The sequence below is a fragment of the Kribbella sp. NPDC050124 genome (assembly GCF_044460355.1).
In the GTDB taxonomy this organism is placed as follows: Bacteria; Actinomycetota; Actinomycetes; order Propionibacteriales; family Kribbellaceae; genus Kribbella.
Window position 1 is genome coordinate 106218 of the sequence record NZ_JBITJU010000006.1, and the last position, 26496, is coordinate 132713.

19 protein-coding genes are annotated in these 26496 nt (G+C 69.3%); 5 read left to right on the forward strand and 14 right to left on the reverse strand.

The window, feature by feature from the left end; genetic code table 11:
- Positions 1-13 precede the first annotated feature (13 nt).
- From ACIBL3_RS16870 to lepA, 3 genes are read right to left on the reverse strand one after another with little or no spacing between them, the layout of a single operon-like run.
- Positions 14-640, reverse strand: a complete 627-nt coding sequence (locus tag ACIBL3_RS16870) for an MOSC domain-containing protein (RefSeq protein ID WP_396354302.1) — start codon at positions 638-640, stop codon at positions 14-16.
- A 43-nt stretch (positions 641-683) separates the two neighbouring features.
- Entirely contained in the window at positions 684-1583 is a 900-nt protein-coding gene (locus ACIBL3_RS16875; protein ID WP_396354303.1) for an aminoglycoside phosphotransferase family protein, read from the reverse strand.
- The gene (gene lepA, locus ACIBL3_RS16880) at positions 1583-3469 is read right to left on the reverse strand and encodes a translation elongation factor 4 (protein WP_396354304.1); all 1887 of its coding nucleotides are present in this window, start codon (positions 3467-3469) and stop codon (positions 1583-1585) included. Before lepA ends, ACIBL3_RS16875 begins: the two co-directional genes overlap by 1 nt.
- A gap of 118 nt (positions 3470-3587) precedes the next feature.
- On the opposite strand from lepA, the gene ACIBL3_RS16885 reads away from it, so the two are divergent.
- Positions 3588-4487 (forward strand): hypothetical protein, encoded by a 900-nt coding sequence (locus tag ACIBL3_RS16885; protein WP_396354305.1) that lies wholly within the window; start codon positions 3588-3590, stop codon positions 4485-4487.
- A gap of 54 nt (positions 4488-4541) precedes the next feature.
- On the opposite strand, the gene ACIBL3_RS16890 is transcribed toward ACIBL3_RS16885, so the two are convergent.
- Positions 4542-7532, reverse strand: a complete 2991-nt coding sequence (locus ACIBL3_RS16890) for a S8 family serine peptidase (RefSeq protein WP_396354306.1) — start codon at positions 7530-7532, stop codon at positions 4542-4544.
- Between the two features lie 174 nt (positions 7533-7706).
- Here ACIBL3_RS16890 and ACIBL3_RS16895 point away from each other — a divergent pair, with 174 nt between their 5' ends.
- Entirely contained in the window at positions 7707-7898 is a 192-nt protein-coding gene (locus tag ACIBL3_RS16895) for an SRPBCC family protein (RefSeq protein WP_396354307.1), read from the forward strand.
- Positions 7899-7914: 16 nt separating this feature from the next.
- Here the strand turns inward: ACIBL3_RS16895 and ACIBL3_RS16900 are convergent, their stop codons facing one another.
- Positions 7915-10845, reverse strand: coding sequence for an AAA family ATPase (locus ACIBL3_RS16900; RefSeq protein ID WP_396354308.1), 2931 nt, complete (start codon positions 10843-10845; stop codon positions 7915-7917).
- 208 nt (positions 10846-11053) lie between these two features.
- Between ACIBL3_RS16900 and rpsT the strand changes: the two genes are divergently transcribed.
- A complete protein-coding gene (gene rpsT, locus ACIBL3_RS16905) occupies positions 11054-11314 on the forward strand; it encodes a 30S ribosomal protein S20 (protein WP_360532297.1) in 261 nt (86 codons plus the stop codon).
- Between the two features lie 113 nt (positions 11315-11427).
- Here rpsT and holA read toward each other — a convergent pair whose 3' ends face one another.
- Entirely contained in the window at positions 11428-12411 is a 984-nt protein-coding gene (gene holA / locus ACIBL3_RS16910; protein WP_396354309.1) for a DNA polymerase III subunit delta, read from the reverse strand.
- 91 nt (positions 12412-12502) lie between these two features.
- Entirely contained in the window at positions 12503-13987 is a 1485-nt protein-coding gene (locus ACIBL3_RS16915) for an MFS transporter (protein ID WP_396354310.1), read from the reverse strand.
- A 164-nt stretch (positions 13988-14151) separates the two neighbouring features.
- Between ACIBL3_RS16915 and ACIBL3_RS16920 the strand changes: the two genes are divergently transcribed.
- Positions 14152-14727: an isochorismatase family protein gene (locus ACIBL3_RS16920; RefSeq protein ID WP_396354311.1), complete on the forward strand. Its 576-nt coding sequence runs from the start codon at positions 14152-14154 to the stop codon at positions 14725-14727.
- On the opposite strand, the gene ACIBL3_RS16925 is transcribed toward ACIBL3_RS16920, so the two are convergent.
- From ACIBL3_RS16925 to ACIBL3_RS16935, 3 genes are all read right to left on the reverse strand, one after another.
- The gene (locus tag ACIBL3_RS16925; protein ID WP_396354312.1) at positions 14719-17112 is read right to left on the reverse strand and encodes a ComEC/Rec2 family competence protein; all 2394 of its coding nucleotides are present in this window, start codon (positions 17110-17112) and stop codon (positions 14719-14721) included. The two genes, ACIBL3_RS16920 and ACIBL3_RS16925, sit on opposite strands and share 9 nt — an antisense overlap.
- The gene (locus tag ACIBL3_RS16930; RefSeq protein ID WP_396354313.1) at positions 17099-17947 is read right to left on the reverse strand and encodes a helix-hairpin-helix domain-containing protein; all 849 of its coding nucleotides are present in this window, start codon (positions 17945-17947) and stop codon (positions 17099-17101) included. Before ACIBL3_RS16930 ends, ACIBL3_RS16925 begins: the two co-directional genes overlap by 14 nt.
- Before the next feature lie 63 nt (positions 17948-18010).
- Positions 18011-18853, reverse strand: a complete 843-nt coding sequence (locus ACIBL3_RS16935; RefSeq protein WP_396354314.1) for a DegV family protein — start codon at positions 18851-18853, stop codon at positions 18011-18013.
- A gap of 114 nt (positions 18854-18967) precedes the next feature.
- Here ACIBL3_RS16935 and ACIBL3_RS16940 point away from each other — a divergent pair, with 114 nt between their 5' ends.
- The gene (locus ACIBL3_RS16940) at positions 18968-19507 is read left to right on the forward strand and encodes a pyridoxamine 5'-phosphate oxidase family protein (protein WP_396354315.1); all 540 of its coding nucleotides are present in this window, start codon (positions 18968-18970) and stop codon (positions 19505-19507) included.
- Positions 19508-20453: 946 nt separating this feature from the next.
- Here the strand turns inward: ACIBL3_RS16940 and ACIBL3_RS16945 are convergent.
- The 4 genes from ACIBL3_RS16945 to leuS form a co-directional block, all read right to left on the reverse strand.
- Complete coding sequence (locus ACIBL3_RS16945) at positions 20454-23015, reverse strand: ATP-binding protein (protein WP_396354316.1); 2562 nt, start codon at positions 23013-23015, stop codon at positions 20454-20456.
- A 171-nt stretch (positions 23016-23186) separates the two neighbouring features.
- Complete coding sequence (locus tag ACIBL3_RS16950; protein ID WP_396354317.1) at positions 23187-23414, reverse strand: hypothetical protein; 228 nt, start codon at positions 23412-23414, stop codon at positions 23187-23189.
- A 101-nt stretch (positions 23415-23515) separates the two neighbouring features.
- On the reverse strand, positions 23516-23920 hold the full coding sequence (locus ACIBL3_RS16955; RefSeq protein ID WP_396354318.1) for a YjbQ family protein: 405 nt from the start codon (positions 23918-23920) through the stop codon (positions 23516-23518).
- The gene (leuS, locus tag ACIBL3_RS16960; RefSeq protein WP_396354539.1) at positions 23920-26388 is read right to left on the reverse strand and encodes a leucine--tRNA ligase; all 2469 of its coding nucleotides are present in this window, start codon (positions 26386-26388) and stop codon (positions 23920-23922) included. The genes ACIBL3_RS16955 and leuS overlap by 1 nt, the downstream gene beginning before the upstream one ends.
- Positions 26389-26496: the final 108 nt, after the last annotated feature.

Below are 26496 nucleotides of genomic sequence, written 5' to 3' on the forward strand. Positions count from 1 at the left end.
GGTGGCAAGCCGCTCAGACCCGCGCCACGACGCGCTGGGCGATCTCGCGGAGCTCGTCCATCAGGTCGACGCCAGAGTCCAGCATTCGCTGCATCTTCGCGGGATCCTGGGCGCCGAACATGTGCCCGATGGTGACCTCGTGCGCCGGCCGGCTCACGATCTGGACCGGATCGCCCGCGCCGACCGTCCCGGTGCGTAGCACCTTCAGGTAGGCGCCTGGACGGCGCGCTCGGTGGAACCGCTTCACCCACTGCGGTTCCTGCATCCGGTGCTGGAACGTGATGCACGGGATCCGCGGCGCCCGCACCATCACTTCGACCTCCGGCCCGATCCGCCACACCTCACCCAGCAGCGCACCAGTGATGTCGAGGCCTTCGGTGCGGAGATTCTCGCCGAACAACCCGGTCGGGATCTCTCGCCCCAACTCGGCCGCCCACCAGGCCGCGTCCTCCTCGGCGTACGCGTACAGCGCCTGGTCCGGACCGCCGTGGTGCTTGGTGTCGCAGACCGAGTCGCCGGCCAGACCGAGCTCGGACACCTGGACTCGCCCGGCCTGCGGTCGCTTGTCGATAGCCGTGAGACCCGACTCCTTCGGACCCGGGATCAGCTTCTCCACCACGTTGACCGTCAGCAGCCGCATACCGACCATCATCCGTCGCGCAGGCCCGCGGCTCTACTGGGTTTCAGTCCTGGATGGCCTTCACGATCGCGATGTTGCGGGTGAGCCAGTCCCGCGGCAGCGATTCGTCGGCGCCGGCGTCTTCCAGCGTCCACAGCACGTTGAGCATCTGCCGGACGATCACCCAGTCGCGGGCCCGGTCCTCGTCGAGCCCGGCGGCGTCGATCGCGGCGTAGAAGCGCTGCCGGACCGCGAACCGAAGGTCGCCGACGATCTCGTCCCAGCGGTTCCAGATCAGCGGCGCGACCTCGTAGTGCGGGTCGCCGGACAGCGGCTTGGGGTCGATCACCAGCCAGGGTTCGCGAGCGCCGGCGAGCACGTTGAAGTAGTGCAGGTCGGTGTGGATCAGCTTGCCGTCACAGTCAGGGTCGGTGCTGAAGTCCTCGGCGAGCGAGATGGCCTGCTCGACGTACCGGTGCGGGACCGGAGCCGACGCGGGCAGCTGCCGGAAGCGCTCGACCCATCGCTTCAGCTCGCCGGACAACGTCCGGTACTGCGGACCGGCGGGAATGTGCAGCCGCTTGTAGGTGGTTCCAACGAGCTCGCACGCCTCGATTGCGTCGACGGTGGTCAGGTCCCGCGACTCCAACCGCTCCAGCAGCAAGGCGAATCGGCGCGGGTCCGCACGCAGCAGCTGCACCGCACCGTTCCCACCCCAGTCGCGCAACGCGAGGTGCTCGGTCTCCGCCTCCCAGTGCGGGAACTGCACCTTCAGCACTGCCGGCTGGTTGTCGGCGGTCAGCACCGGCACGACGAGAGCACAGTTGCCGTACGACGTCGTACCGTCGACCCGGAGGCTCCACTCGCCGAGCAGTTCCCGGTTCAGTCGCGGCAACCGGTCCAGCCAGTCCGCCCAGTCCTGCCCCCGCGACGCCACCACCAGGAAATCCGCGGGGATCTCCACTACTTCTTGGCCTTCTCCGGAGTATCCGAGGTCCGCAGCGCAGCGATGAAGGCCTCCTGCGGGACCTCGACCCGGCCGACCATCTTCATCCGCTTCTTGCCTTCCTTCTGCTTCTCCAGCAGCTTGCGCTTCCGGGTGATGTCACCTCCGTAGCACTTGGCCAGCACGTCCTTGCGGATCGCCCGGATCGTCTCCCGGGCGATCACCCGGGACCCGATCGCGGCCTGGATCGGCACCTCGAACTGCTGCCTCGGGATCAGCTCCTTCAGCTTGCCGGCCAGCGCGACGCCGTACCCGTAGGCGCTGTCGCGGTGCACGATCGCGGAGAACGCGTCCACCGTCTCGCCGTGCAGCAGGATGTCCACCTTGACCAGCTGGGCGGACTGCTCACCGGTCGGCTCGTAGTCGAGCGATGCGTACCCCTTGGTCTTCGACTTCAGCTGGTCGAAGAAGTCGAACACGATCTCGGCCAGCGGCAGCGTGTAGCGCAGCTCGACCCGGTCCTCGGACAGGTAGTCCATGCCCTGCAGCTGGCCGCGCTTGGTCTGGCAGAGCTCCATGATCGCGCCGATGTAGTCGCTCGGGCTGAGCACGGTCGCCTTCACCACCGGCTCGAAGACCTCGTCGACCTTGCCCTCGGGGAACTCGCTCGGGTTGGTGACGACGTGCTCGGTCAGGTCCTCCATCACCACCCGGTACACCACGTTCGGCGCGGTCGAGATCAGGTCCAGGTTGAACTCGCGCTCGAGTCGCTCCCGGACGATCTCCATGTGCAGCAGACCGAGGAACCCGCAGCGGAAGCCGAACCCGAGCGCGCCCGAGGTCTCCGGCTCGTACTGCAGGGCGGCGTCGTTCAGCTGCAGCTTGTCCAGGGCGTCACGCAGCGTCGGGTAGTCGTCGCCGTCGATCGGGTAGAGACCGGCGTACACCATCGGCTTCGGGTGCTTGTAGCCGCCGAGCGCCTCGGTCGCGCCGTGCTGGTTCGAGGTGACGGTGTCACCGACCCGGGACTGGCGGACGTCCTTCACGCCGGTGATCAGGTAGCCGACCTCGCCGACGCCGATGCTCTGCGTCTTCACCGGCTCGGGCGAGATCACGCCGACCTCGAGCATCTCGTGCACCGCGCCGGTCGACATCATCTTGATCCGGTCCCGGTGGTTCAGCTCGCCGTCGACCACCCGGACGTAGGTGACCACGCCGCGGTAGGTGTCGTAGACCGAGTCGAAGATCAGCGCCCGCGGCGGCGCGTCCTTGACGCCCTCCGGCGGCTCGACCTGGGCGACGATCTCGCTCAGCAGGTCCTCCACGCCGGCGCCGGTCTTGGCCGACACCTTGAGCACGTCGGACGGGTCGCAGCCGATGATGTGGGCGAGCTCGGCGGCGTACTTCTCCGGCTGGGCGCTGGGCAGGTCGATCTTGTTCAGCACCGGGATGATGTGCAGGTCGGCGTTCAGCGCGAGGTAGAGGTTGGCCAGCGTCTGCGCCTCGATGCCCTGCGCCGCGTCGACCAGCAGCACCGCACCCTCACACGCCTCCAGCGACCGCGACACCTCGTAGGTGAAGTCGACGTGGCCGGGGGTGTCGATCATGTTCAGGATGTACGTCGTCCCGTCCGGCGCCAGCAGGCCGCCCGGGGTGTCCGGACCGGGCGTGAACGGCAGCCGGACCGCCTGCGACTTGATCGTGATGCCGCGTTCCCGCTCGATGTCCATCCGGTCCAGGTACTGCGCCCGCATCGAGCGGTCGTCGACCACCCCGGTGATCTGCAGCATCCGGTCGGCCAACGTCGACTTGCCGTGGTCGATGTGGGCGATGATGCAGAAGTTCCGGATCAGCGACGGGTCGGTACGACCCGGCTGCGGCACATTCGTGGGGCCAACGGGCACGGAGGGGATCCAGTTCGTCTCGGGTACTGCCTGGTCAACCGGTCAATCATCCCATGGCGACCCAACCGAACTGAAAATCCCAGGCGGCTCGCGCCTGGGGGACCTACCGTTGGGACGCATGGCGCACGCTGCTGGGGTCCGGTTGCCCTTCGGGGAGGTGCCCGCCGCCGTGCGGGCCTGGGTGGAACGGGCGTTGGGGTCGGTGGTGGTCTCCGCCATGACCCAGCAGGGCGGCTTCTCCCCCGGCGTCGCCGCCCGCCTGGTGACCGCCTCCGGCCGCCGCGCCTTCGTCAAGGCGGTCGGTCCGGAGCTCAACCCAAAGACGCCCGAGTTGTTCCGCAAGGAGATCGCCGCCATCCAGGGCGTCGGCCCGCTGCCGACCACGCCCGAGCTGTACGACGTGTACGACGACGGCGACTGGGTCGGGATCCTGCTCGAAGACATCCACGGCCGGCTCCCTGCCCACCCATGGGAGCAGGCCGACGCCGACCGGGTGCTAGGGGCGTTGGAGGAGCTCACTGACGCCCTGGACCCGTCACCGTGGCGGGGTGCTCCGGTGGCCGCCGTACGCAGCGTCGAGTTCCTCAGCCGGTGGGACAACGTGATCGCTGACGGTCTCGCCGTACCGGAGTGGGTTGCTGGGCGCGAGGAGGAGCTGGCAGAGCTGGCTCGGACCGGTCTGCGGGCGCTGGGGGAAGGGAAGGCGCTCGCGCACTGGGACCTGCGGGCGGACAACGTCATCCTGACGGACGACCGGGTGGTGTTCATCGACTGGGCGCACGCGGCCCGCGCACCGCGGTGGGCGGACACCGTCATCCTGCACGCGGAGATACGGGAGTCAGTAGCGCTGCCGGAGCTCCCTGACGACGAGGCGATCACCGGCTTCCTGGCCGCCCTCGCGGGCGGTTTCTGGTGGGGCGCTGCCCAGCCTGCCCCGCCCGGCCTACCGACAATCCGTCGGTGGCAGCGCCGGCACGCGATCGCTCACCTCGACTGGGTGCGGGAGCGACTGGGGTGAGCATGCAGCGAGGGCGGTCCCCAGGCCTGGGGACCGCCCTCGCTGCGTGTCTTGCTAGCTGTCTACCCGGACGAGCGTCGAGCCGGAGCCGTCCGCGCCGTCGGTGTACTGCAGGCGGCCCAAGTACCGGGTGCCGGCGGTCAGGCCGGTCCAGGACGCGGTGACACTCGTCTGCGCCCCCGCCTGGACCTGTTGGGCGGCCGGTGTGACCGTGAGGTTGCCCTCGACGTTCTGCAGTGACCAGTGGTTGAGCTTCACCAGCTGGTTACTGCCGCCCGCGAACAGGTCGACGTACACGTCGTACGACCCGCCTGCCGGCGCCGCGAGGTTGACCTCCTCCTCGGACGACCCACCACCGCTGTTGCCGAGCAGCGTCGTCGTGCCGGTCTTGTAGACGTACAGGTCGACGTCGGTGCCCGCCGGGTAGTCCGCGTCGAAGGTCGAGAACCGGGCGTGCTTCGCGCCGACCGGCAGGTTCACGGTGATCTTGGCGACGTGGTCGTTGACCGCCGGGTTGGTGGTCGGAAACGACGTACCGCCCGGGCTCTTGATCGTCGTCTCCGCAACAGTCGCCGCCGTCAGACCGACTGCGCTGGTGTTGAGCGTGCCCGTGTACCCGGCGGTGATCGGCACCTGGACGGACCCCGCGGCCCCGGTCCCGATGACCTGCACCGGCGCCTTGACGGTCAGCGGCTTGATCGCGACCGTGCTGGACACCGAGTGCTCGTTCGACTTCCAGGTGAGCTTGCCGAACGAGTACTGCTCCAGCGGTGCACCCGCGTTCTCGATGGTGACCTTGTACGTCGCCGTCTGGCCGGGCAGTGTGACCAGGATCCGCGGCGACACCGTCACCTTGAAGCCCTTCAGGCCCTCGACCTTCGGGAAGTAGACCTCCGGCAGCTTGCCGACGTTGCGGACGGTCCGGGTGACGGTCTGCTTGCCGGCCAGGTCGCCGATCGCGATGGTCGGGTAGTTCAGGTCGCTCGGGTCGATCTTGCCGTTCGCGCACAGCTCGTGGGTGGCCGGCACCTGACCGGAGCCGCAGACGAACCTGGTCCAGTCCTCGTACGTCGAGTCGTAGACCAGACCGGGGTCCATCGCAGTCTTCGGCTGGACCAGACCGGCGCCGTACCCGAACGGGGTGGCGGGCGAGCCGGAGTCGTTCTGGATCGGCTGGCCGCTGGTGTCCTTGTCGGTGGTCGTGGTGAGCAGCGCGGACTTGATCGCCATCGGAGACCAGTGCGGGTACTTGCCCTTGAGCACAGCCGCCGCGCCGGCAATGTGCGGCGACGACATCGAGGTGCCGCTCATGAACGCGTACTCGCCACCCGCCGCGCTGAAAGCGGAGGTCGCGGCCAGGACGTTCGTGCCCGGTGCCATCACGTCGGGCTTCAGCAGGTCGCCGTTGCCGGCCAGGGACGGGCCGCGGCTGGACGAGCTGGCGACCTTCGGCGCCGTGACGCGTACCGGCGTACCGGCGCTGATCGTGGCGGTCGGGTTCGCGGTGCCGCCGACGTACGCCTTGACCTCGGGCGCCGCCTTGTCGTCGAGGTGGACGGTCGGCACCGAGTGCAGGTCGGAGTCGAGCGTGCCCGGGGTGATGTTGAGCAGGATCATGCCGATGCCGCCGGCGTTCTTGACCTGCAGGCTCTTGTCGACGCGAGCGTTGCCGCCGCGGTCACACACGACGATCTTGCCCTGGACCTTGGCCGGGTCCAGCGTGCCCGGCATGCAGAGCAGCAGGTTCGCCGGGTTCGCACCGGCGAGACCGGCATCCTTGGCGAGCACGACCGGGCTCGACGGCACCCCGGAGCCGATGCCGGCGCCGGTGTAGGACTTGCCGTCGCCCAGCGTCACCGTGGTCTGGACGTCGCGGTCGTGGGTGCCGTTGGCAACCGTCGTCACCCACGGGTAGGTCTTGCCGACCGTGCTCACACCGGGGCCGGTGTTCCCGGCGCTGGTGGCGACGAACACGCCCGCCCGGGCAGCCCGCAGGAAGGCGAGGCCGACGGAGTTCACGTACGTCGACCCGCTGCCGGAGATCGAGTAGTTGATCACGTCCACGCCGTCGGCGACCGCGGCGTCGATTCCGGCCACGATGTCCGCGTCGGTGCCACTGCCGCCACCGGTCTGGTCGACGGCCCACAGCACCTTGTAGATCGCCAGCCGGGCGTGCGGCGCGATGCCGGAGCCCTTGCCGTAGTAGCGGCCCATGACGCTCATGTCGACACCGAAGTTGCCGCCCGCCGTGCTGGCGGTGTGGGTGCCGTGGCCGCCGTAGTCACGCGGCGACTTGAACTCCTCCGGGATCGGGCGGGTGCCGATGCCCTTGTCGAAGTACCGGGCGCCGATGACCTTGTTGTTGCAGGTGACGGGCGCCTCCTCGCCGGCCTGGCAGGTGCCCTTCCACTTCGCCGCGACGATCGCGTCGGATTGCTTGGTGGTCTTGATCGGCGCGAAGCTGGCCCGCTCCGGGACGAAGCCGGTGTCGATGACGCCGATGATGACGCCGTCACCGGCCTTGTCGACACCACCCGCCTGCTGCCAGGCGCCGCCCTTGCCGGACAGGCCGAGGAACCGCGGAGTGTCCACGGTGTCCTGGCGCTGCAGCTCGCTCGGCTCGACGCTCTTCACGCCGGACTGCTTGGCCAGCTTGACGGCTTCGTCGTACGACATCTGGGCGGCGAAACCGGCGTACGTGTAGCTGTAGTCGTACAGCTTCTCCACACCGGGGACCTTGGCGAGGACTTCCTGACGCTCGCGGGTGAGGTGCTGTACGTACTCGAGCACCGGCGCTGCGGTTTTGAGCAGCTTCCCCCCGGGCGCGACGCGGGTGGACGGCAGGCCGGCGATGCCGCCGCCGTACTCGGCCACAGGGGCGTCGTCGAGTTGAACGATGTAGGCACCGGTCGTGGACTCCTTGACGAGCGGAGTCCGCTGCGGCTCGTCGGCCACCAGCGCGTCGGCGGCACGCGCCGCGAGCGGGAGGCCGGCCAGCGACGCGACGAGCGCGCTGGCGACGATGATCGGGGTACGGCGGGGCACTGAGTTCCTCCAGGGCTTGGACGGCGCGATGGTGGAGCTTGGTCTCGCAACTGGACCTGTGACGCCGCATCCCCCCTTGCGGTGATCAGCGTCACGCGCGCCCGAGTATGCCGGTGGCGACGACCGATGTCACGCTCAGCACACAACTTGTCAGCCGGCTACCGAGGGGGTCCGATGCCCGACCTGAGTGAGTCGATCACCATGTCAGCCTCGGCCGAGTCGGTATACGCCCTGGTCAGCGACCTGCCACGGATGGGCGAGTGGAGCCCGGAGTGCACCCGCGTGACCTGGTCCACCCGTACGCCGGGCCCCGCAGCGGGAGCCCGATTCGTCGGCCACAACCGGGTCGGCGCGATCCGAGCTTGAAAGCAGCCGCCGAGGCCTAGGTTCTCTCCCGGCCGGCCAACCGCTCAGCCAGCACGGCCGCCTCGGTCCGGCTCGCCGTACCCGTCTTCCGCAAAATGCTGGACACGTGCACGCTCACCGTCTTCCCACTGATGAACAACGCCTTGCCGATCTCCCGGTTGGACCGCCCAGCCACCAGATGCGCCAGCACCTCCCGCTCCCGACTAGTCAACCCTGAGAGCGCATCCGACCGCTCCGGCGCATCCGCAACCTCGACCACCGGCTCCCGCAAATCGATCCGCGCCACCCGAGCCAGACCCTCAAGCTCACTCACCAGCGGAGCGGCACCCAGATCGGCTGCAATCATGTGCGCCCTCCGCAGCTCATCCCGCACGGCGGACCGGGGCGACCCATCCACGATCATCGCCTCCGCAGCACGCACGCGGGATCTCGCTTCATGCCAGGGCATGCCGCTTTCCTGACACCTGTCCGCCGCCAGACGCCACAACGCTGCCTGGCCCTCGTCGTCGTGCGCCCGCGCGACCTGCGCCTCGAACACTGCCTGGTGCCTTGCCCTACTGAGGGGGTCGATGTGTGCCGTGCTGAACGGAGCCCGAGGCAGCCGCTCCACGAGATCGTCCAGTACGCCGACGACGCGATCCGCACCGGCGAGATCCCCGGCGTCCCGCGCTGCGCAGGCAGCCGCAGCGGCGGCATGAGCAATGCCCAGGGGTTCTTGCTGGTTATCGGCGCCCACCATCTCTGCTTCACGGCTGACCAGCCAGTCGAACGCCCGTTCGGCCTCGCCTTCGGCCGCCAGAAGCTCCGCCGTCATGAAGCTGAACTCGGATCGCAGCCCCGCGTAGTCCTCCGAGGCCATCTCCAGCGCGCGGTCGAGGTGGAGCCTGGCCTCCGTCAGCCGTCCGCTGTGCAGTGCGAGCTGTGACGAGCAGAGTCTGACCGCAGCGCCGATGATGCCGTCACACCTGGCTGCCAGGCCGCGTCTAAGCACCTCGCGGCACTCGCGCCAGCGTCCGACGACGAACAACCAGTCTGCTGCCTGCTGGCCGACGAAGTGTTCCCATGACGCCCCTAGCGCATGGAGTTCGTCCGCGGCCCGGAGGGCCACCTCTGCCGCCTCGGTGAAACGGCCCTCGTTCCCCAGGGCACGCACCCGCCAGGTCACCGCGACCCCGACCCGGAGCGGGTCCCCGGACCGGCGACCGGCTCGCTCCGCTTCCTCTGCCGCAGGGAGCGGATCGCCCGTACCGGTGTTCAGGTAGAGCAGAGCCCGGGTCGCGAACGCCGCGGCGAGCGCGACCTCGTTCCCGGATCGACGCGCCACGCGAATCGCTTCCTCGACGTGGTTCAGCCCGCTCCGGCCGGCCGAGGCATCGCTCAACGCGTCCCAGCCCTCAGCGAACGCCAGGGCCTCCAAGGCGAAGGCGCGCTCAGCAGAGTCCGGAGACCCATCGGTCAATCGCAACGCCTCGAGCAGCTGATCGTTGACCGCCTTCCTGCCTGCAGACTGTGGATGCGCGTAGTCGTGTGAGGCGAGCAGCAGGTGGCTCGCCAGCAGCGGTTCGGAGCCTCGGTCGACCAGCTCCATCGCCTGCCGTGCGTACTCGATGCCGACGGTGTAGCGACCGGCCGCCTCACACATGTCCCAGGTTCGGTGGAGCAGGTCGATGTGGTTGTGGCGGGAGCCGCGGACGTTTGGTGAGAGCTGGTCCCAGAGGGAGCAGGCTCGCTCCAGGTGTAGCGACGCGACTGTGGAGGCGTGGAGTTCGGCTGCGCGGTCTGCCGCGACGAGGGACCAGCGGTAGGCCTCGTCCGCCCTGCCCGCTCGATGGTTGTGGACCGCGAGGTCGGCGGCGGCGTCGTCGCCGTGAGGTTCGAGGACTCCCACGAACGCCGCGTGGATCCGGACTGCGTCACCGTGCGGCAGGGCGTCGTACAGGACCTCCGCGAGCAGCGGATGCCGGAACCACACGCGGCCGTCCCCGTCGTTCCGTACGACACCTTCGTCCGCCGCCTCGACGAGGTAGGCAGGCACCTGGCCGGGATCGATGTCGCAGTCGCTCGCGACGGCCGCGAGTACGTCGAGTTCGATCGGCCGGCCGCCAACGGCGAGGACGCGCGTGACCTGCCGGGCTCCTGGCGACAGTCCGTGCCAGGTAGCGAGCAGGGCGTCACGGAGAGCGGTCGGCGCGGCGTCGTGACTGCGGACGAGGAGCTCGGTGAGATATGGGTTGCCGTCCGAGCGCCCGTACACCTCGGCTGCGAACCCGTCGTCCACCGTGCGGCCCAGGATCGTCTCCAATTGCTCCTCGGTGCCGGCGGCCGTGAGCCGGTCCAGATGTATCTCCTCGAACGACGGCATCCGACGCATGTCCGCGAACCAGCCGTGGAGCGGGTGGCCCTCGCCACGGTGCTCGTCCCGGCACGTCATCAGCAGGGCCAGGCGCTGGTTGCGGAAGCCGGCAATCAGGTAGGCCAGCACGTCGAGCGACGTACGGTCGGCCCACTGGAGGTCGTCGATCACCAGGACTGTCGGCGCCCGCTGCGCGAGGCGGTTGAAGGCGTCGTCAATCCGGGGAAGCAACTGCCCCGGCTCCGTCGGGTGCGCGCCTCCGAGGGCCTGGGCCAGTTGGGCGATGCCATCCTCGGCAGAGGTCCGGAGCGCGCCGATGATTGGCGCGAACGGGACGGAGGACGCCCCGAAGTTCACGCAGGTGCCCCAGAGGACCTGCAGGTCGTGAGGATGCCTGTCAGCGCCGTGCCGCGGCCCTCGCCGGCTCTGACCGCAGGCATCGCGGACCAAGCACGTCTTGCCGACGCCGGCCTCGCCCTCGACGACCAGCGCGCACGGGGTCCCGCTCGCCGCCCCCTCTAAAGCCCTCGCGAGAAGCTCCTGCTCCTCCGCTCGGCCGGCGAGCCCAGGATCGTGCTGTACCGCCGCCCCCACGGCGCCAGTATCGTCCTGGCAGGCCCCCAGGTCGCGGGAACCGTCCGTTAACCGGATGCTGCGGCCGGTGGTCGCGCAGGCTGCGCCGGTTTGGTGATGGGTGTGGGTTGTTGGTAATCTGGCTCTTCGCGCCCCCACGGGTGATGCTCACTTGTGCGCGCGACACTTTCCTGTACTGACCGCATACACCTGATCGAGGCTCTGCTCCGTGGCGAACATCAAGTCCCAGATCAAGCGCAACCGCCAGAACGAGGCTGCGCGACTTCGCAACAAGTCGGTGAAGTCGACCCTCAAGACGGCTGTTCGCCGCTTCCGTGAGGCCGCCGACGCCGGCGACGCCGCGAAGGCGCAGGAGCACGCCAAGGTGGCGGGCCGCCTGCTCGACAAGGCTGCCAGCAAGGGCGTCATCCACGCCAACCAGGCCGCCAACCGGAAGTCGTCCATCTTCAAGAAGGCCGCCTCCCTCTAGGCAACGCCAAACGATCGGCCACCCACCCAGGGCAGGCCGATCGTTTTTGCGTTCCCAAACCCAGCTGCCCCACCGGGACCAGCTGGGTTTTCGCGTCCCCGGTGCCCGGGCTGTCAGCGGCGGCCGTGGGAGCGGCTTACGGTGATGACCATGCGCTCGAGGGCGTAGCCGGCGTCGCCTGAGGCCCCCTTGACGTCGGCGTCGGCTTGGGCGACGGCCTTGATTGCGGTCGCCAGTCCGCCGGGCGTCCAGCCGCGGGACTGCTGCTTCAGTTGCTTGAGTTTCCACGGGGGTACGCCGACCTCGCGAGCCAGATCCGCCTCGCGCAGACCGCTGGGTGCGCTCGCGTACTTCGCGAGCCCGCGCAACCCGCCCGCCATCGCACTCGTGACGAGCACCGGCGCGACCCCGCAGTCCAGCGCCCAGCGCAGCTGCTCCAGCGCGGGCTCGGTCCGCCCCGCGATGGCCGCGTCCGCGACTGCGAAACTCGTGACCTCCGCGCGACCACCGAAGTACTGACCGATCAGCTCCGGGGTGACCGCCTGGCCGCCCGAGTCCGACACCAACTGCGAACAAGCCCCGGCAAGCGCCCGCAGATCGTGACCGACCGCGTCCACCAGCGCGGACGCCGCCCGCTCGTCCACGGTCCCGCCGAGCAGCCGGATCTCTCCGGCCACGAACTGCGGCAGCTCCCATGTCTTCGGCGCGGTCGCGACCACCTCGTTGACCGATGCCTTGCGCAACTTGTCGAGGACCGCCTTGCCCTTCTGCCCGCCGGAGTGCACCAGCACGACCAGTACGTCGTCCGACGGGGAGCCGGCGTACTCGATCAGGTGTGGCGCCATCTCGGACGGCAGGTTCTCCAGCGCACGCAGCACGAGCACCCGCTCACTGGCGAACAACGAGGGCCCGGTCAGCTCCGCGAACACGCCGATGTCCAGCGTCGAAGCATCCACCTCGGTCACCTCGACCTCAGCGCTGCCCTTGGACACCGCCGCGATCGCCGACCGCACCGCCCGATCTGCCAGGAACGCCTCGGCCCCGGTCACCAGCAGAACATCGCCCAGCTTCGGCGCAGAACCCCTACGAGCAGCCACGAGCCCACCTTCCCACACGCCACCGACACACCCGAAACCCCGGGCCAGCGGTGTGCGTTGCGGACGGCGTTACGGCAGGACAAGCCTCCGGTCAGCGTTCTGCGGCGGCGGATGTCGGCAAGGTGTGGCTCACCGCGGCGGCGGACGCGGCAGCGTCGTGCACGGTGCCCTGGGCGGCACGATGCCTACCCATCACCACAGCCATCAACACCCCGGCGATGCTGAACACGGCCATCACCCAGGACGCAGCCGCCAGGCCGGCGGCGAGCGCATCCGGCTCCGGATGGCCCGAGGCGGTGCGGTTGGCGATCACGGTGCTGTAGATCGTCGCGGCCAGTGCGGTCGCAACGGCGGCTCCGACGTACCGTGCCATGTTCGAGACCCCTGACGCCGCACCGACCTCGTCCGCTGAAACCGACGCGGTCGCGGCGGACGATGCCGGGCCGTTCGACATTCCCATCCCCACCGCGATCGCGACCAGCGGCAGCAGGAAGGCCAGGTACTGCCACGACGACTGGGTGAACCCGATCACGGCGAATCCCGCGGCGGTGATCAGGAAGCCCAGGCCGACAACCTGCCGGCCGCCCAGTTTCGCGGCCAGCCGCGGTACGAGCGGGGCGATCGCGACCAGGCCGGCGGTCGCCGGGAGCGTCGCGAGCCCGGCTTCGAGCGGGCTGAAGCCCAGTGCCTGCGGGTTCTGGAAGTACAGGCTGAGCAGGTACATCAGACCGTTGATGGTGCCCGCGCCGATCAGGATCGCGATCGTGGAGCCGACCAGGATCCGGTTCCGCAGCAAGGCCAGGTCGAGCAGCGGTACGGCGACCCGGCGCTCGACCGCGACGAATCCGAAACCTGAACCGATCGCCACCGCCAGGCACGCGACCGTGCCGAACGACACCCACCCCCAGTCGCCACCCTTGCTCAAGGCAAGAACCAGTGGGCTGAGGGTCAACGCCACCAGCACAGCACCGCCGAAGTCGATCGACCGCGACCGATTCGGGTCCCGTGACTCGGCGACCTTGAAGTAGGTAAGCACCATGCACACGACAGCCACACCGGCGTCGATCCAGAACAACCCCTGCCAGCCGGTGGAGTCGACGAGCACCCCACCGAGCAACGGCCCGGCCGCAGCGCCCACGGCGGCCGCTGCGCCCCACAACGACACCGAGCGCAGTTGCTCCGCACCGCTGCTCGCCACCGAGAGCAGGCTGAGCCCGCAGGCCAGGATCGTGGAGCCGGCGGCGCCTTGCACCGCGCGCCCGGCGATGACCATGCCGCCCGTGGTCGACAATGCGATGAGGACACAGGACACGACGAACAGCAGCAGGCCGAGCTGGAACACCCGCCTGCGTCCGAACACGTCGCCGAGCGACCCCGCCGTGACGATCACGGCCGCCCCGACAAGCGAATAGCCGGTGACGGCCCACTGCAAGGTGTCCACCGACGTGCCGGTGTCCTCGCTGATCGCGGGCAGCAGGATGCTGACCGCGGAGGTGTTCGCATTCACGACGAGCGTGGACAAGCAGGTGGCCGCAAGCACCCCACCTGTCGCAACAGCCTTGTCCGGAATAGTCATCAGATTCCTCTCGCAGAGTCTCTGACTCGATCCAGATGGTAGTGGCGGCCGCCGGGCGCCGACCTCATCTGCTCCGGATGAGCCACGGCACCTGAGACGCCAGGCCACCCGTGGCAGCCGGAAACTCGCTGGAAGCCTTGGGGTTGAGTGGTGAGGATGGTCGGGTGACTGACTTGGTGGCGCCTGTGGATGCGCTTGTTGTGGTGGATGTGCAGACCGCGTTCGTTTCGGGGGCGGACGCCGTACCTGGTGCGGAGCGGCTGCTTGGGCGGGTGAGCGAGCTGCTGGAGCGGGCGCGGGAGGCGGGCGCGGTCGTCGTGCATCTGCAGAACGACGGGGCGCCGGGAGCGGATGATGAGCCGGATACGCCGGGGTGGGAGTTGTACCTGCCCGTGAAGGACGGGCCGCGTGAGCGCGTGATTCGGAAGCCGCGCGACGACGGATTCGACGGCACGCCGCTTGGCGAGGTGCTCGTAGGCGCCGGGGTGCGGTCGGTCGCGATCTGCGGCTTGATGTCGGAGATGTGCGTACAGGCGACCGCCCGGACCGCCCTCGCACGCGGCTACCGAGTCGTCCTCCCGTACGACGCCCACGCGACCTACGACATCCCCGCGGTACCCGGCGTCAGCGAGGTCGTCCCCGCGCACGTCGTCTCCCGAGTCGCCGCCTGGGCCCTCGGCGACCAACCCGCAAACACCGTCTCCACCGACTCAGTCACCTTCACCGCCTCCTCAACGTGACGGGGCCGCCTGGCCGGGAGTGAGAGTCAGGTGGTTGTTGGGATTGGTGATGGTCAGCGCGCCGTTGGTGAGAGTCGTGGCCGTCCTGGTGGATTGGTGGGACAGGAGGGTGAGGGTTCTCGGGGCCGGGTGGCCGTAGTCGTTGTCCCGGCCGGCGGAGATCAGGGCCAGACGGGCGTTGGTGGCGGCTATGAAGGCGGGGTCTTGCTGGGCGGACCCGTGGTGCGGGACTTTGAGGACGTCGGCGCGGACGTCGGCGCCGGTCGCCAGGATGGCGCGCTGGGACTCGGGTTCGAGATCGCCGGTGAGCAGGATCCGGAGGCCGGACAGCTCGGCCATCATGGTGATGCTGGCGTTGTTCTCCGGTGATCCCTCGTCGGTGGCGGTCGCTGACGACCTGCCGGTTGGCGGGAGGGCAGGGACGCGCGCCGGCCACAGCGTGGTCCAACTGAGCGATCCGACCACGCGCTTCTCCTGGAAGGTGACTGTCCGCAGCGCAATGCCGTGATGCGACGCGAGGTCGACGACTCGCTGGTACTCGGCAGGTGGCGAGAAGTACGGCGTCACTTCGATCTCGTCGACCCTCCGATCCTCGAGTACACCGGCCAACCCGCCGGCGTGATCGGCATGGAAATGACTTAGCACCAGGACCGGCACGTACTCGACACCGAGCTCGCGCAAACATCGATCCATCGCAGCCGGGTCGGGCCCGGTGTCGACGACAACCGCTGCTTTGTCGCCTGCTCGCAGTACCAGGCCATCCCCTTGTCCCACGTCACACATCACGAAGAGCCAGTCGTCGGGCGGCCAACCCAGTGAGCCGACAGGACGCAGTACGGCGACCGCCAGCAAGACGACCGCGAGCACCATCGCGATCGGGCGGGCCAGGATTCGGTGCAGGCCGACCACGAGGGCGATGCAGAGCAGAGCCAGTACGGCGACGCCGACCGTGGTCGCGGGCCAGGCGTTGGCGGCGCCGGGAAGGTCGGCGCCTTCGCGTGCGATGAGGATGATCCAACGAGCCGGCCAACCCGCTGCCCAGCCGACCAACTGGGCCGCCTCCGTGCTCAGCAGCGCGACACCGGCGGCGGTGAACCCGAGGATCGTCGCGGGACCAACCGCCGGGCCCGCGAGCAGATTGGCGCCTACGGCAACTACCGAGACCTCGCCGGACAACCAGGCAACGACCGGCGTACAGGCGAGCTGCGCAGCCAACGGGCACGAGATCGCGTCCGCCAGCCAGGTCGGCATCCACCTGGCGAGCGAATCCCGCCAGCCCGGTCCAAGCAGCACGATCCCCGCCGTGGCGAGCACGGACAACGCGAACCCGGCCGATCTCGCAAGCGACGTGTCCAGGAGCAGCAGGGCAATCACCGCGACCGACAAGCTCCGCACCGCCCGACGACGCGACCCACCTCCCGTCATCGCCGCCAGCGCGATCAACCCCATCGCGGCAGCCCGCAAGACGCTGGGCTGCGGTCGCGCGAGGATCACGAACACGACGACCGTCATCAGGCCGATCGCCGTCAGACCCCGAGCACGTACGCCGACCAGCCTCGCCAGCGGCAGCACGAACGCCAGCAGCAGCGTCAGGTTGGTCCCCGACACCGCGGAGAGATGGGTCAGCCCAGTGGTCTGGAAGTCCTCGGTCAGCTCGGTGGGCAAGCCGGACTCGTCGCCCATGACGAGCGCAGGCACGAGACCGCGCACGTCATCCGGCTGGTCGGCGACGGACTCGCGTAGGCCGGCGCGAACCTCCTCGGCAGCACGCAACCACCACGGCGGTTGGTCCACGAACCGTGGAGCCGAGCGAGCCGAGAGCATCGCGGCGACATCGGATCCCTGCTCAACCGCCTCGAGCCGACCACCGGCGTCGACCCGTTGGCCGTACCGGACTTGTCGCCACTGCTCCGAACCGATCACGAGCACCGGCGTGCTCACCCGAGTCACGGTCCCACGTGCACGCACCTCCTCGATCGTTGCCTTCACCACCACGTACGGCGGCCGCCGGCTGCCCGGACTTCGTCGTACGGCGGGATCACTGTCGATCTTCAGCTTGACGCCGACGGTCGCGTTGTCCGCCGCCAAACCCATCACCGGACCGGCACGCACGCCCTCGACCTGAAGCGCTGCAGCCACACCCATCCCGGCCACCACGACCAGCACACCGACTGCTGCCCAACCGAGGGTCGCTCGACTGGTACGGCGTACCAGAAGAGCTAGCGCGCAGGCAAAGGTGAGGGCGACGGCTGCGGTGAACAGACCGATGAGCGGTCGGTGCGCGATCAGCAGGATCGCTGCCAGCCAGCCCGCCGCGGCAGGTGCCAGCAGGCGTACGTCCAGCGGTTCGCGGTTGCCGTCGCCCGCCTGGTCAGACGCGGACATGGGGTTTGAGGGAGTCGAACTTCTTGGGGCCTACGCCGGGAACCTCCTGGAGTTGGTCGACGGTGGTGAACGGACCGTGCTGGGCGCGGTAGTCGAGGATGCGCTGGGCCAGCACGGGGCCGACGCCGGGGAGGGCGTCGAGTTGGTCGAGGGTGGCGGAGTTGAGGTTGACGGGTGAGCCCGCCGGGGCGGGGGTGGTTGAAGGCGTGGTGGACGTGGGTCCGGGCGCACCCGGCTGGCCGACGACGATCTGCTCGCCGTCGGTGACCTGGCGGGCGAGGTTGAGCGTCGTGAGGTCGATGCCCGGGAGTGGGCCGCCTGCGAGGGTGAGTACGTCGGCGACGCGAGAGCCGGTGGGCGCGCGGACCAAGCCGGGACGGCGGACCTTGCCGGCGACATGAACGACGACCGTGCCGGCAGCCTGTCCCGCAACACCTGGAGATCCCTGGGCTCCGGGCGATGGCTGGGCTCCGGGTGACAGCTGAGCTCCGGGCGGCTGGCCGGATGGTGCGGAGCCGGGAGTGAGCGCGGTTGGCGGGCGAGCGTCGGGGACGGTCTCGGGGCGGGCGCGGACCACTGACCACCCGGCCCAGGCCAATCCAATGACCAGTACGGCGGCCAAGACCACGACATGCCGCGGGGACAGGGTCCAGCGCGCATCACGTAGTCGCTCCGGCCGGACGGTTTCGGGGATCCATCCACCTCGCACCTCCTCATCACGCTCCTCCAGTTCTCTGTCGGTTGCGCCGTCCTGAGGTGCACTGGCGGCAAGACGTGCCAGCGCACGCTCGCGCGCACCCGGGTCGGGAGCGGCGGCACGGCGGAAGACCTTCACGCCAGAGAAAGTACGAGTCTGCGGACGCCCTGGAACGCCGAGTTCAAACCTGTGGAAAAGGCCTCAGCGCGGGGCGATGACCACGGCAAGGAGCCCGGGGCCGACGTGAGCGCCGATGACGGCGCCGACCTCCCGCAGGACTATTTCGTCGGCGTTCGGGAGACGGTCGGCCAGGCCGTCGGCGAGGGTGTGGGCCTTTTCGAGGTTGGCCAGATGATGGACAGCGACCTGGACCGGGCCGTCGCCGGCTCGCTGGACGGCGATGTCGGCGAGGCGGGCGATGGCCCGGCTGGACGTGCGGACCTTCTCGAGCGGGACGATCCGGCCGCTGCTGATCGTCAGCAGTGGCTTGACTGCGAGCGCCGTACCGAGGAGGGCTTGGGCGGCGCCGATGCGGCCGCCGCGGCGGAGGTACTCGAGGGTGTCGACGTAGAAGTACGCCGAGATCGACGACATCCGGACCCGGGCGGCGGCCTCGACGGCGGCCTGGTCGGCCCCGGTGGCGGCTGCTGCGGCCGCGGCCAGGACCGGGAAGCCGAGGCCCATCGCGATCGACCGGGAGTCGATCACCCGGACCGGGATCGGCGACTCCTTCGCCCCGATCATGGCCGCCTCGACGGTGCCCGACATGTCGCCCGACAGGTGGATGGACACGACCGACTCGGCTCCGGCCGCGGCACAGGCGGCGTACGTGTCGGCGAACGTCTGCGGCGCCGGCCGACTGGTAGAGACCGGTGTGAACGTCTTGAGCGCCTCCGCGACCGCGTCGGCGGACGTGGCGCCGTCGTCGTACGACGTCCCGCCGATGACGACCTGCACCGGTACGACGGTCAGCGGCAGGCGGAGCACCTCATGCGTGGACAGACCGGCCGTGGAGTCGGTGACGACGTGCACGCGGGCTGACATGAAGCGAGGTTACCGGACGGTTTAAGGCGTGTCTCCCGCTCCCACGTCGCCGCGCAGTAGACGTGGGAGCGGGAGACACGCCTTTTGTCGGCGCGCGGTGTGAGACTCGACTAGGTGAAGGAGACAGCAGCGGAAGTGAAGGAACTGCAGCAGCTTCTCGACGCCGCCTACGAGCGCTCGACGGAGCATCTGCGCAGCATCATCACGGGCCCCCGCCGGCTGGACGCCGAGGCGCTGGTGCGGGTTCTGACCGGCATGTGCACGCTCAACCTGGCCACCGTCACCGCGCGGGGCGAGCCGCGGATCAGCGCGGTCGACGGGCACTTCCTGCACGCTCGCTGGGTGTTCAGCACGGCCGGAACGGCGGCGAAGGCGCGGCAGCTGAGGGCCAGACCGGCCGCGAGCATCTCGTATGTCGACGGCGAGCGGATCGGCGTGTTCAGCCACGGGGACGTCGAGTTCCTGACCGCGGAGCACCCGGACTTCGCCGAGATCGAGGCATACCTGACCAAGTTCTACGGGAGCTCCCCGTCGAGCTGGGGTCCGGACATCGTGTACTGCCGGCTCCAGCCGTCCTGGATGGTCGGGTACGGCGACCGCGCGACGCTGCTCGCGGAGGCCGAGGAGAAGGGCGCCAAGAAGCGGAAGAAGTAGCGGGCTAGCGAGGTGAAGGCCTACCCCTCCGGGGCCTTCACCTCGCTGTGCTGACTTCCCCTGTGCGTCAGCTTTCTGCCTCACGCCGAGCCGTCTCACCGGCTCCCCTGTCGCCGGCACTCATATGTCCCGCCGCCGCGTTCGCGGCCGTGCGGGTGCCGTCGGCGCGTACCCCTCGCGCCGCCCCGTTGGCACTGCTGTCTCGCACCGGCCAGCCGGCGCTCACCTCACCAGCGCCGCCTCGCCGCCGCACTCACATCGGCAAGTCGGCGCATCCCCAGCGCCGACTTGCCGATGCTCACCTCACCGGCGCCGGCTCCCCTGTGCCCGACGCCATGCACCGGCCCCCCGATGGCCGGCGCTGACCTCTCCACGCCGGCTCCCCTGTGGCCGGCGCGTGGTGCCGAGCTGACTCCCCCTCGTTGTCAGCCGAGTTCAGTCCTCGTCGAGCTACTCCCCGTACCGGTACCCCGAAAGACCGGTTTGACCGCGAGCCCGCCGAGGTCCCGGGAGGCCCCAGCGGCTGACCCCGCCGGCGGGTGACCAAACCCGCCGGCTTCCCGGTGTCAGCCGGACCGACACTCGTCCCCTGTGTCGTGTGCCTGGTCCAGTGCTGGGACCCCGCCCCGGGTGTGGTGCCCTGTCGGTGCACGGCACCCGGTTCAGGCAGGACAGATCCACACTCCACAGCACTCCGGAGCTCTCGACAGCCGATCGGCGCCCCCACCGTCCGGCCGCCGGATGCCCTCCGCGTCGCCTCCCCCGAGCTGATCAGCAGTCCAGCGCAGCACCATGGCCTCACACGGTTCACCGCCCATTCCCTGCCTGCCCGACTTCGGTCTCTGCTTCGTGGAACCTGTCCTACGGCTGTAATTCTTCGGCCGGCGGGCATGTCAGGACGAGGCAGAACAACCGGCAGTTACCCGGCAGCTTCAGCGGATCCGCGTCACGAAAGCGCGATGAGTACGTCGTTCGCCAGCCGCTGCAGAGCAGCCGCCGGGTCGGGCTCGGGCCAGCCGTCGGCGACCGATGCGCTGTCGCACGACTCCTGCAGCACCGCCCACGCGGTCGGGGCCATCGGTGGGTCCATCGTCTGCTGCCAGGCCAGCAGCTGACCGCACAGCAGGTCACCGGCAGCTGACTTCCCCAGCGCGTGCAGCACGGCCACGGCCTCCGGGAGTACGTCGAGCAGGTACACGACCCGCCCTTCGGCAAGGAGCCGGTTCACCGCATCCCGGATGCAGACCCTCGCCTGCTCAGGGTCACCAGCCTCACGAGCCAGTCGGGACCGGTAGAGCATCACCAGGTAGTCGAAGTACCCACGGTGGCCGCGGATGTCGGCGGCCGCGTCGTCGAGTAGCGCCTGTGCCTCGTCGTACCGGCCCTCGTGGTACTCGACCATGGCGAGGCAGCCGGCCACTTTCGTCCGCTCCGGGTCGTCGGACGCCTGGACCTCCCGGGCCTGCAATGCCCGCCGGCGCGCCTCCGTGAGGTTGCCCAGCTCGACCTCCAGCCGGCTGAGCGCCATGTACGCGATCTCGTCCGGGTAGACGCCCGGGTTGACCAGCTCGCCCTCCCACGAGAGCAACAGCTCCTTGGCCTCGGTCAGGCGGCCCCAACGCATCAGTGCGATGGCGCAGGTGCCCTGGACGGTCGCGGACCGCTGGATGTCACCGTGCTTGCGGGCGTCCTCGACCAGCCCCGGAATCTCGGCCAGGCTCTGCGTGTCGAGTAGGTGCGAGCCGGACGACACCCAGCCGCTGCGGGCGAGCAGACCCATCTCTGTCTCGCCTGGCATGAGCTGCCGCGCCTGACCGTAGTACCGACGGGCGCCGCGCACATCACCGGTCAGGCTGGACAGCCGCCCGGCGATCGTCAGCAGCCTGCCGCTCACCTCGTTGTCCGCGACGTTCTCGGCGCACAGCGTCGCCCAGCTGATGCCGCTCTCGGCCACACTCGCCTGGTACTGCCACGCGATCCGGAACCCGAGCACGATCCGCGCGGCGACGTCCCACTGCCCCAGTTCAGCCGCTCGCTCCAGCGCGACCTCGAACACCGCACTGTTCGCATGGGCTGCCCGGTAGCGTCGATCCCGATCCGGCGACGACCACGCGCCGTCGAGCCCCTGCACGTACGTCGAGCACCACGCGACCGCCCGGTCCCGGAACTCGGTCAGGTCGTCCCCCTGCGACGACAGACCGGCGTACGCGTGCTCCCGGATCGTCTCCAGCAGCTTGTAGCGGGCGCCGTACAACTGCTCGAACTCGTGCACCGGCTGCAGCAGCGACTTCTCCACCAGCTCTGCCAGCAGCATCGGTACGTCGAACGCGTCGATCGGATCGCCCGTGCACACGCCCGCGACCGCGTCCAGCGTGAACGGCGACCCGAGCACGGACGCCCGGTAGAGCAACTGCCGAGCCGCGTCGGAGAGCGCATCGACGCTCCACGCGATCGTGTCGGCCAGCGTGCGCTGGTGTGGCGCACCGAACCGCCTCGGCCCCGACAGCAGCCGGAACCGGTCGTCCAGCGCGGCCAGGATGGCCTCGACCGACAGCGAGCCCGCCCGCGCGGCGGCCAGCTCCAGCGCGAGCGGCAGGCCGTCCAGCCGACGGCACAGACGCGCCACCGTCGGGGCATTCTCCTCGGTGAGGCTGAAGCCCGGCCGCACTCGAGCCACCCGCCGGCAGAACATCTCCACCGCGGGGCTGGACTTGATCTCCGCGAAGTCCTTGTCGTTGCCCGGCACGTCGAGCACGGCGACCCGTCGCACCACCTCGTCCGGCAGCCCGAGCGGGATCCGCGACGTCACCAGTACGCCGACCCCCGGGAAGCTGCGCACCATCCGGTTCGCGACCGTCGCCACACCGTCGAGCACGTGCTCCGCGTTGTCCTCCACGATGACCAGGTCGCCCGGCTCGCGTCCGGACAGTACGTCGTCCAGGTCCGACGTCCCCGGGGCTGTGCCGAAGGCGTCCAGGATGGCCGACGGTACGGCGGCATCGCGCTGGACGGTCGTCAGGTCGACGACCACGACGGTCGTGTCGTCGCCGGAGAACCGGTCGGCCGCGGCGAGCGCGAGCTCGGTCTTGCCGACACCACCAGGGCCGACCAGGGTGACGAGCCGGTTCTGCCGCAGCAGGCCCTCCAACTCGACGAGCTCCTGCTCACGCCCGACCAGGCCGTCGGGGATGGGCCTGGTGCCGCGCCAGCGCAGTCCGGTCGGGGCAGGGGCGGCCACTGAGATGACCGGCCGGGGACCACCGTGGCCGGCGGCGGCCAGGAAGTGGTCGGCGTCCGCACCCTCCAGCGCGAGGGCGGTCACGAGCAGGCGGACCGAGTCCTTCCGGGGTCGCGCGACCCGGCCGGCCTCCATCTCGCGGATGGAGCGCACACTCAGCCCCGCTCGCTCGGCCAGCTCCTCCTGGGACAGCCCGGCGTGGACCCTCAAGTCGAGCAGCAGACCGGCGAAACTCCGCCCGCCGTCAGCCCGGCTCTCCGCGTCCGCCACAGCCCGTCACCCCTCTTGAGGCCTCACGTTCCTGACACAACATAGCGTGACGGGAGTGAACTTGGCGGGTCTGACCGGCGTGCGGAACGCGGCCTGGATCACACGAATCCGTTGATATGGGCAACGAGTTGATTCAGGGTGAAATCATTGCGCGCGCAGAAAATAGTCGTTTCAAGCAGTCGCGCGAACCGAGCCGCTCTCATTTTCCGCGGCGAACAGCGCCGTTTCACCGGAGTAGAGAGAAAGCACTCCGGCCCAGTCCTCGAGTCGCGCGCTGGTGTCGGCGCGACCGGAATCGGCATTCAGCAGGCTCCCGTCACAAATACCGCGCGTGGCGCGGATCAGGAGATCGGTGCCTAGCCCCGCCCACTGGGCCCGAAGAGTGTCAAGCGCTGCCATGACCGCAATTCAACCGGAATCGTGTTTCGCATGCGTAACGCAACCCGCAACATCACGATAAGTCACAAGAATTCCGGAACCGCTTGTTACCGGGTAGTCCGCTAACCGGCCAGGAACGACAGCCGGACCTGGCGCTGCGGATTGTCGACGTTGGTGTCGACCAGGCAGATGGACTGCCAGGTGCCGAGCATCAACTGCCCGGCGAGCACCGGAATGGTGGCGTACGGCGCGATCAGCGCCGGCAGCACGTGGTCGCGACCATGGCCGGGGCTGCCGTGGCGGTGTCGCCAGCCGAAGTCGCGCGGCAGCAGGTCCTCCAGCACCGCAAGCAGATCGGTGTCGCTGGCAGCTCCGGTCTCCAGCACCGCGACGCCGGCCGTGGCGTGCGGCACGAAGACGTGCAGCAGGCCGTCGCCGCGGCCGGAAACGAACTCGCCGCACCGGTCCGTGAGGTCGTGGACGACCTCACGGGAACCGGTGCTGACGTGGACGAGCTCGGAGTCCATCAGGCCGGAACGATGTTGACCAGCTTGGGCGCCCGGACGATGACCTTGCGGACACCACGGCCGTCCAGTGCCTTCTGGACCGCCTCGGAGGCCAGCGCCAGCTGCTCCAGGTCGGCCTCGGCGATGTCCGGGGACACCTCCAGCCGGTCCTTCACCTTGCCGGCGATCTGGACCACGCAGGTGACCGTGTCCTGGACCAGCAGCGCCGGGTCGACCTCCGGCCAGCCGGCCTTGGCGACTGTCGGCTCGTGGCCCAGCGCCTCCCACATGTCCTCGGCCGTGTACGGCGCGACCAGGCTCAGCAGCACCGCCACCGTCTCGACCGCCTCGCGGACCGCCGGGTCAGCCGCACCCGGGCCGGAGTCGACCGCCTTCCGGGTCGCGTTCACCAGCTCCATGATCCGCGCGACCATCACGTTGAACCGGTGCGAGTCGACCAGCTCGGCCGCGTCCGCGATCGTCCGGTGAGTGATCTTCCGCAGCTCCACGTCACCGGTCGACGGGTCCACACCAACCGGCGCCTCGACCCCGTGCGCCAACCGCCAGGCCCGCTGCAGGAACTTCAGCGAGCCTCCCGGCGACATGTCGGCCCAGTCGATGTCGTCCGCCGGCGGGCCGGCGAAGACCATGGTCAGCCGGATCGCGTCGACGCCGTACTCGTCGATCTGGTCGCCCAGGTTCACGCCGTTGCCCAGCGACTTGCTCATCGCCTTGCCCTGGTTGATCACCTGGCCCTGGTTCAGCAGCCGGGTGAACGGCTCGACCGCGGTCAGCAGGCCCATGTCGTGCAGTGCCTTGACGAAGAACCGCGCGTACAGGAGATGCAGTACGGCGTGCTCCTTGCCGCCGACGTACTGGTAGACCGGCATCCAGCGCTCGGCCGCCTCCGGGTCGAACGGGCCGTCGGTGTAGTCCGGCGACAGGTAGCGCAGGAAGTACCAGGACGAGTCCACGAAGGTGTCCATGGTGTCGGTGTCCCGCTCGGCCTTGCCACCGCACTTCGGGCAGTCGACCTCGACCCACTCGCGGTCGGCCGCCAGCGGCGACACGCCCTTCGGCGCCAGGTCGGCGCCACGCAGGTCGGGCAGCTCCATCGGCAGCTGGTCGTCCGGGACCGGCACCTCGCCACAGGACGGGCAGTGGATGATCGGGATCGGGCAGCCCCAGTACCGCTGCCGGCTCAGCAGCCAGTCGCGCAGCCGGTAGTTGATGGTGCTCTCGCCCAGCCCCTTGCTCTGCAGCCACTCGCTGATCCGCGCCTTGGCCTCGACGACCCCCAGCCCGTTCAGGCTGATCTCGTCGTTCGCGCTGTTGATCGCCGGGCCCTCGCCGGTGTACGCCTTGCCCTCGAATCCGTCGTCCGGCTGCACGGTCCGCACGATCGGCAGGCCGAACTTCTCCGCGAACTCCCAGTCCCGGGTGTCCTGGCCGGGCACCGCCATGATCGCGCCGGTGCCGTAGTCGGCCAGCACGTAGTCGGCGGCCCAGACCGGGATGCGCTCACCGGTCACCGGGTTGATCGCGTACGAGCCCAGGAAGACACCGGTCTTCTCGCGCTCGGTGCTCAGCCGCTCGATCTCGGTCTCACCCTTGACCTTCGCCAGGTAGGTGTCGAAGGCCTCCTGCTGCTCCGGCGTGACCAGCTCGGCGGCCAGCTTCGCGTCCGGCGCGACCACCATGAACGTGGCCCCGAACAGCGTGTCCGGACGGGTGGTGAACACCCGGATCGGCTCGTCGCGGCCCTCGACCTGGAAGTCCGCGAACGCGCCCTCGGACCGGCCGATCCAGTTGCGCTGCATCAGCAGGATCTCTTCCGGCCACTGCAGCAGCTCCATGTCGTCCAGCAGCCGCTGTGCGTAGTCGGTGATCTTGAAATACCACTGGGTCAGCTCGCGCTTGGTGACCTCGTGCCCGCACCGCTCGCACCGGCCCTGCACCACCTGCTCGTTGGCCAGCACGGTCTGGTCGTTCGGGCACCAGTTCACGTACGACGCCTTGCGGTAGGCCAGACCGCGCTCGTAGAAGCGCAGGAACAGCCACTGCGTCCACCGGTAGTACTCCGGGTCGGACGTGTGCAGCCGACGCGACCAGTCGAAGCTCAGGCCGTAGCGCCGGATCGACTCCGCCTGGGTCTCGATGTTGCCGTAGGTGTACGTCGCGGGGTGCTCGTTGCGCTTGATCGCAGCGTTCTCCGCCGGCAACCCGAACGAGTCCCAGCCGATCGGGTTCAGGACGTCGTACCCCTGCTGGAACCAGTAGCGCGCCAGCACGTCGTGCAGCGCGAACACCTCGGCGTGGCCCATGTGCAGGTCGCCGGAGGGGTAGGAGAACATCGTGAGCGCGTACCGACGCTCCGCCGAGCCGTCGTCGCGCGTCTTGAACGGGTCCAGCTTCTCCCACACCGGCCGCCACTTGGCCTGCAGGGTATTGAAGTCGTACCCACCCCGGTCGATCGGGGCGTCCTCCACCTGCTCGCTCACGGTCCTACTCCATGCTTCGTGTGTTGGTTGAGCCTAAATCTGCCAGAAGGCATACCTAGAAATGAAAAAGCCCCTCACTGCAGGAGGGGATGCCGC

What these genes read in the sequence shown, in the direction of transcription:
- ACIBL3_RS16885 (WP_396354305.1), top strand. Translation starts at nt 3,588, where the DNA reads ATGGCGCACGCTGCTGGGGTCCGGTTGCCCTTCGGGGAGGTGCCCGCC.
- ACIBL3_RS16915 (WP_396354310.1), bottom strand. Translation starts at nt 13,987, where the DNA reads ATGACTATTCCGGACAAGGCTGTTGCGACAGGTGGGGTGCTTGCGGCC.
- ACIBL3_RS16925 (WP_396354312.1), bottom strand. Translation starts at nt 17,112, where the DNA reads ATGTCCGCGTCTGACCAGGCGGGCGACGGCAACCGCGAACCGCTGGAC.
- ACIBL3_RS16935 (WP_396354314.1), bottom strand. Translation starts at nt 18,853, where the DNA reads ATGTCAGCCCGCGTGCACGTCGTCACCGACTCCACGGCCGGTCTGTCC.
- ACIBL3_RS16870 (WP_396354302.1), bottom strand. Translation starts at nt 640, where the DNA reads ATGCGGCTGCTGACGGTCAACGTGGTGGAGAAGCTGATCCCGGGTCCG.
- ACIBL3_RS16950 (WP_396354317.1), bottom strand. Translation starts at nt 23,414, where the DNA reads ATGGCAGCGCTTGACACTCTTCGGGCCCAGTGGGCGGGGCTAGGCACC.
- ACIBL3_RS16895 (WP_396354307.1), top strand. Translation starts at nt 7,707, where the DNA reads ATGCCCGACCTGAGTGAGTCGATCACCATGTCAGCCTCGGCCGAGTCG.
- ACIBL3_RS16955 (WP_396354318.1), bottom strand. Translation starts at nt 23,920, where the DNA reads ATGGACTCCGAGCTCGTCCACGTCAGCACCGGTTCCCGTGAGGTCGTC.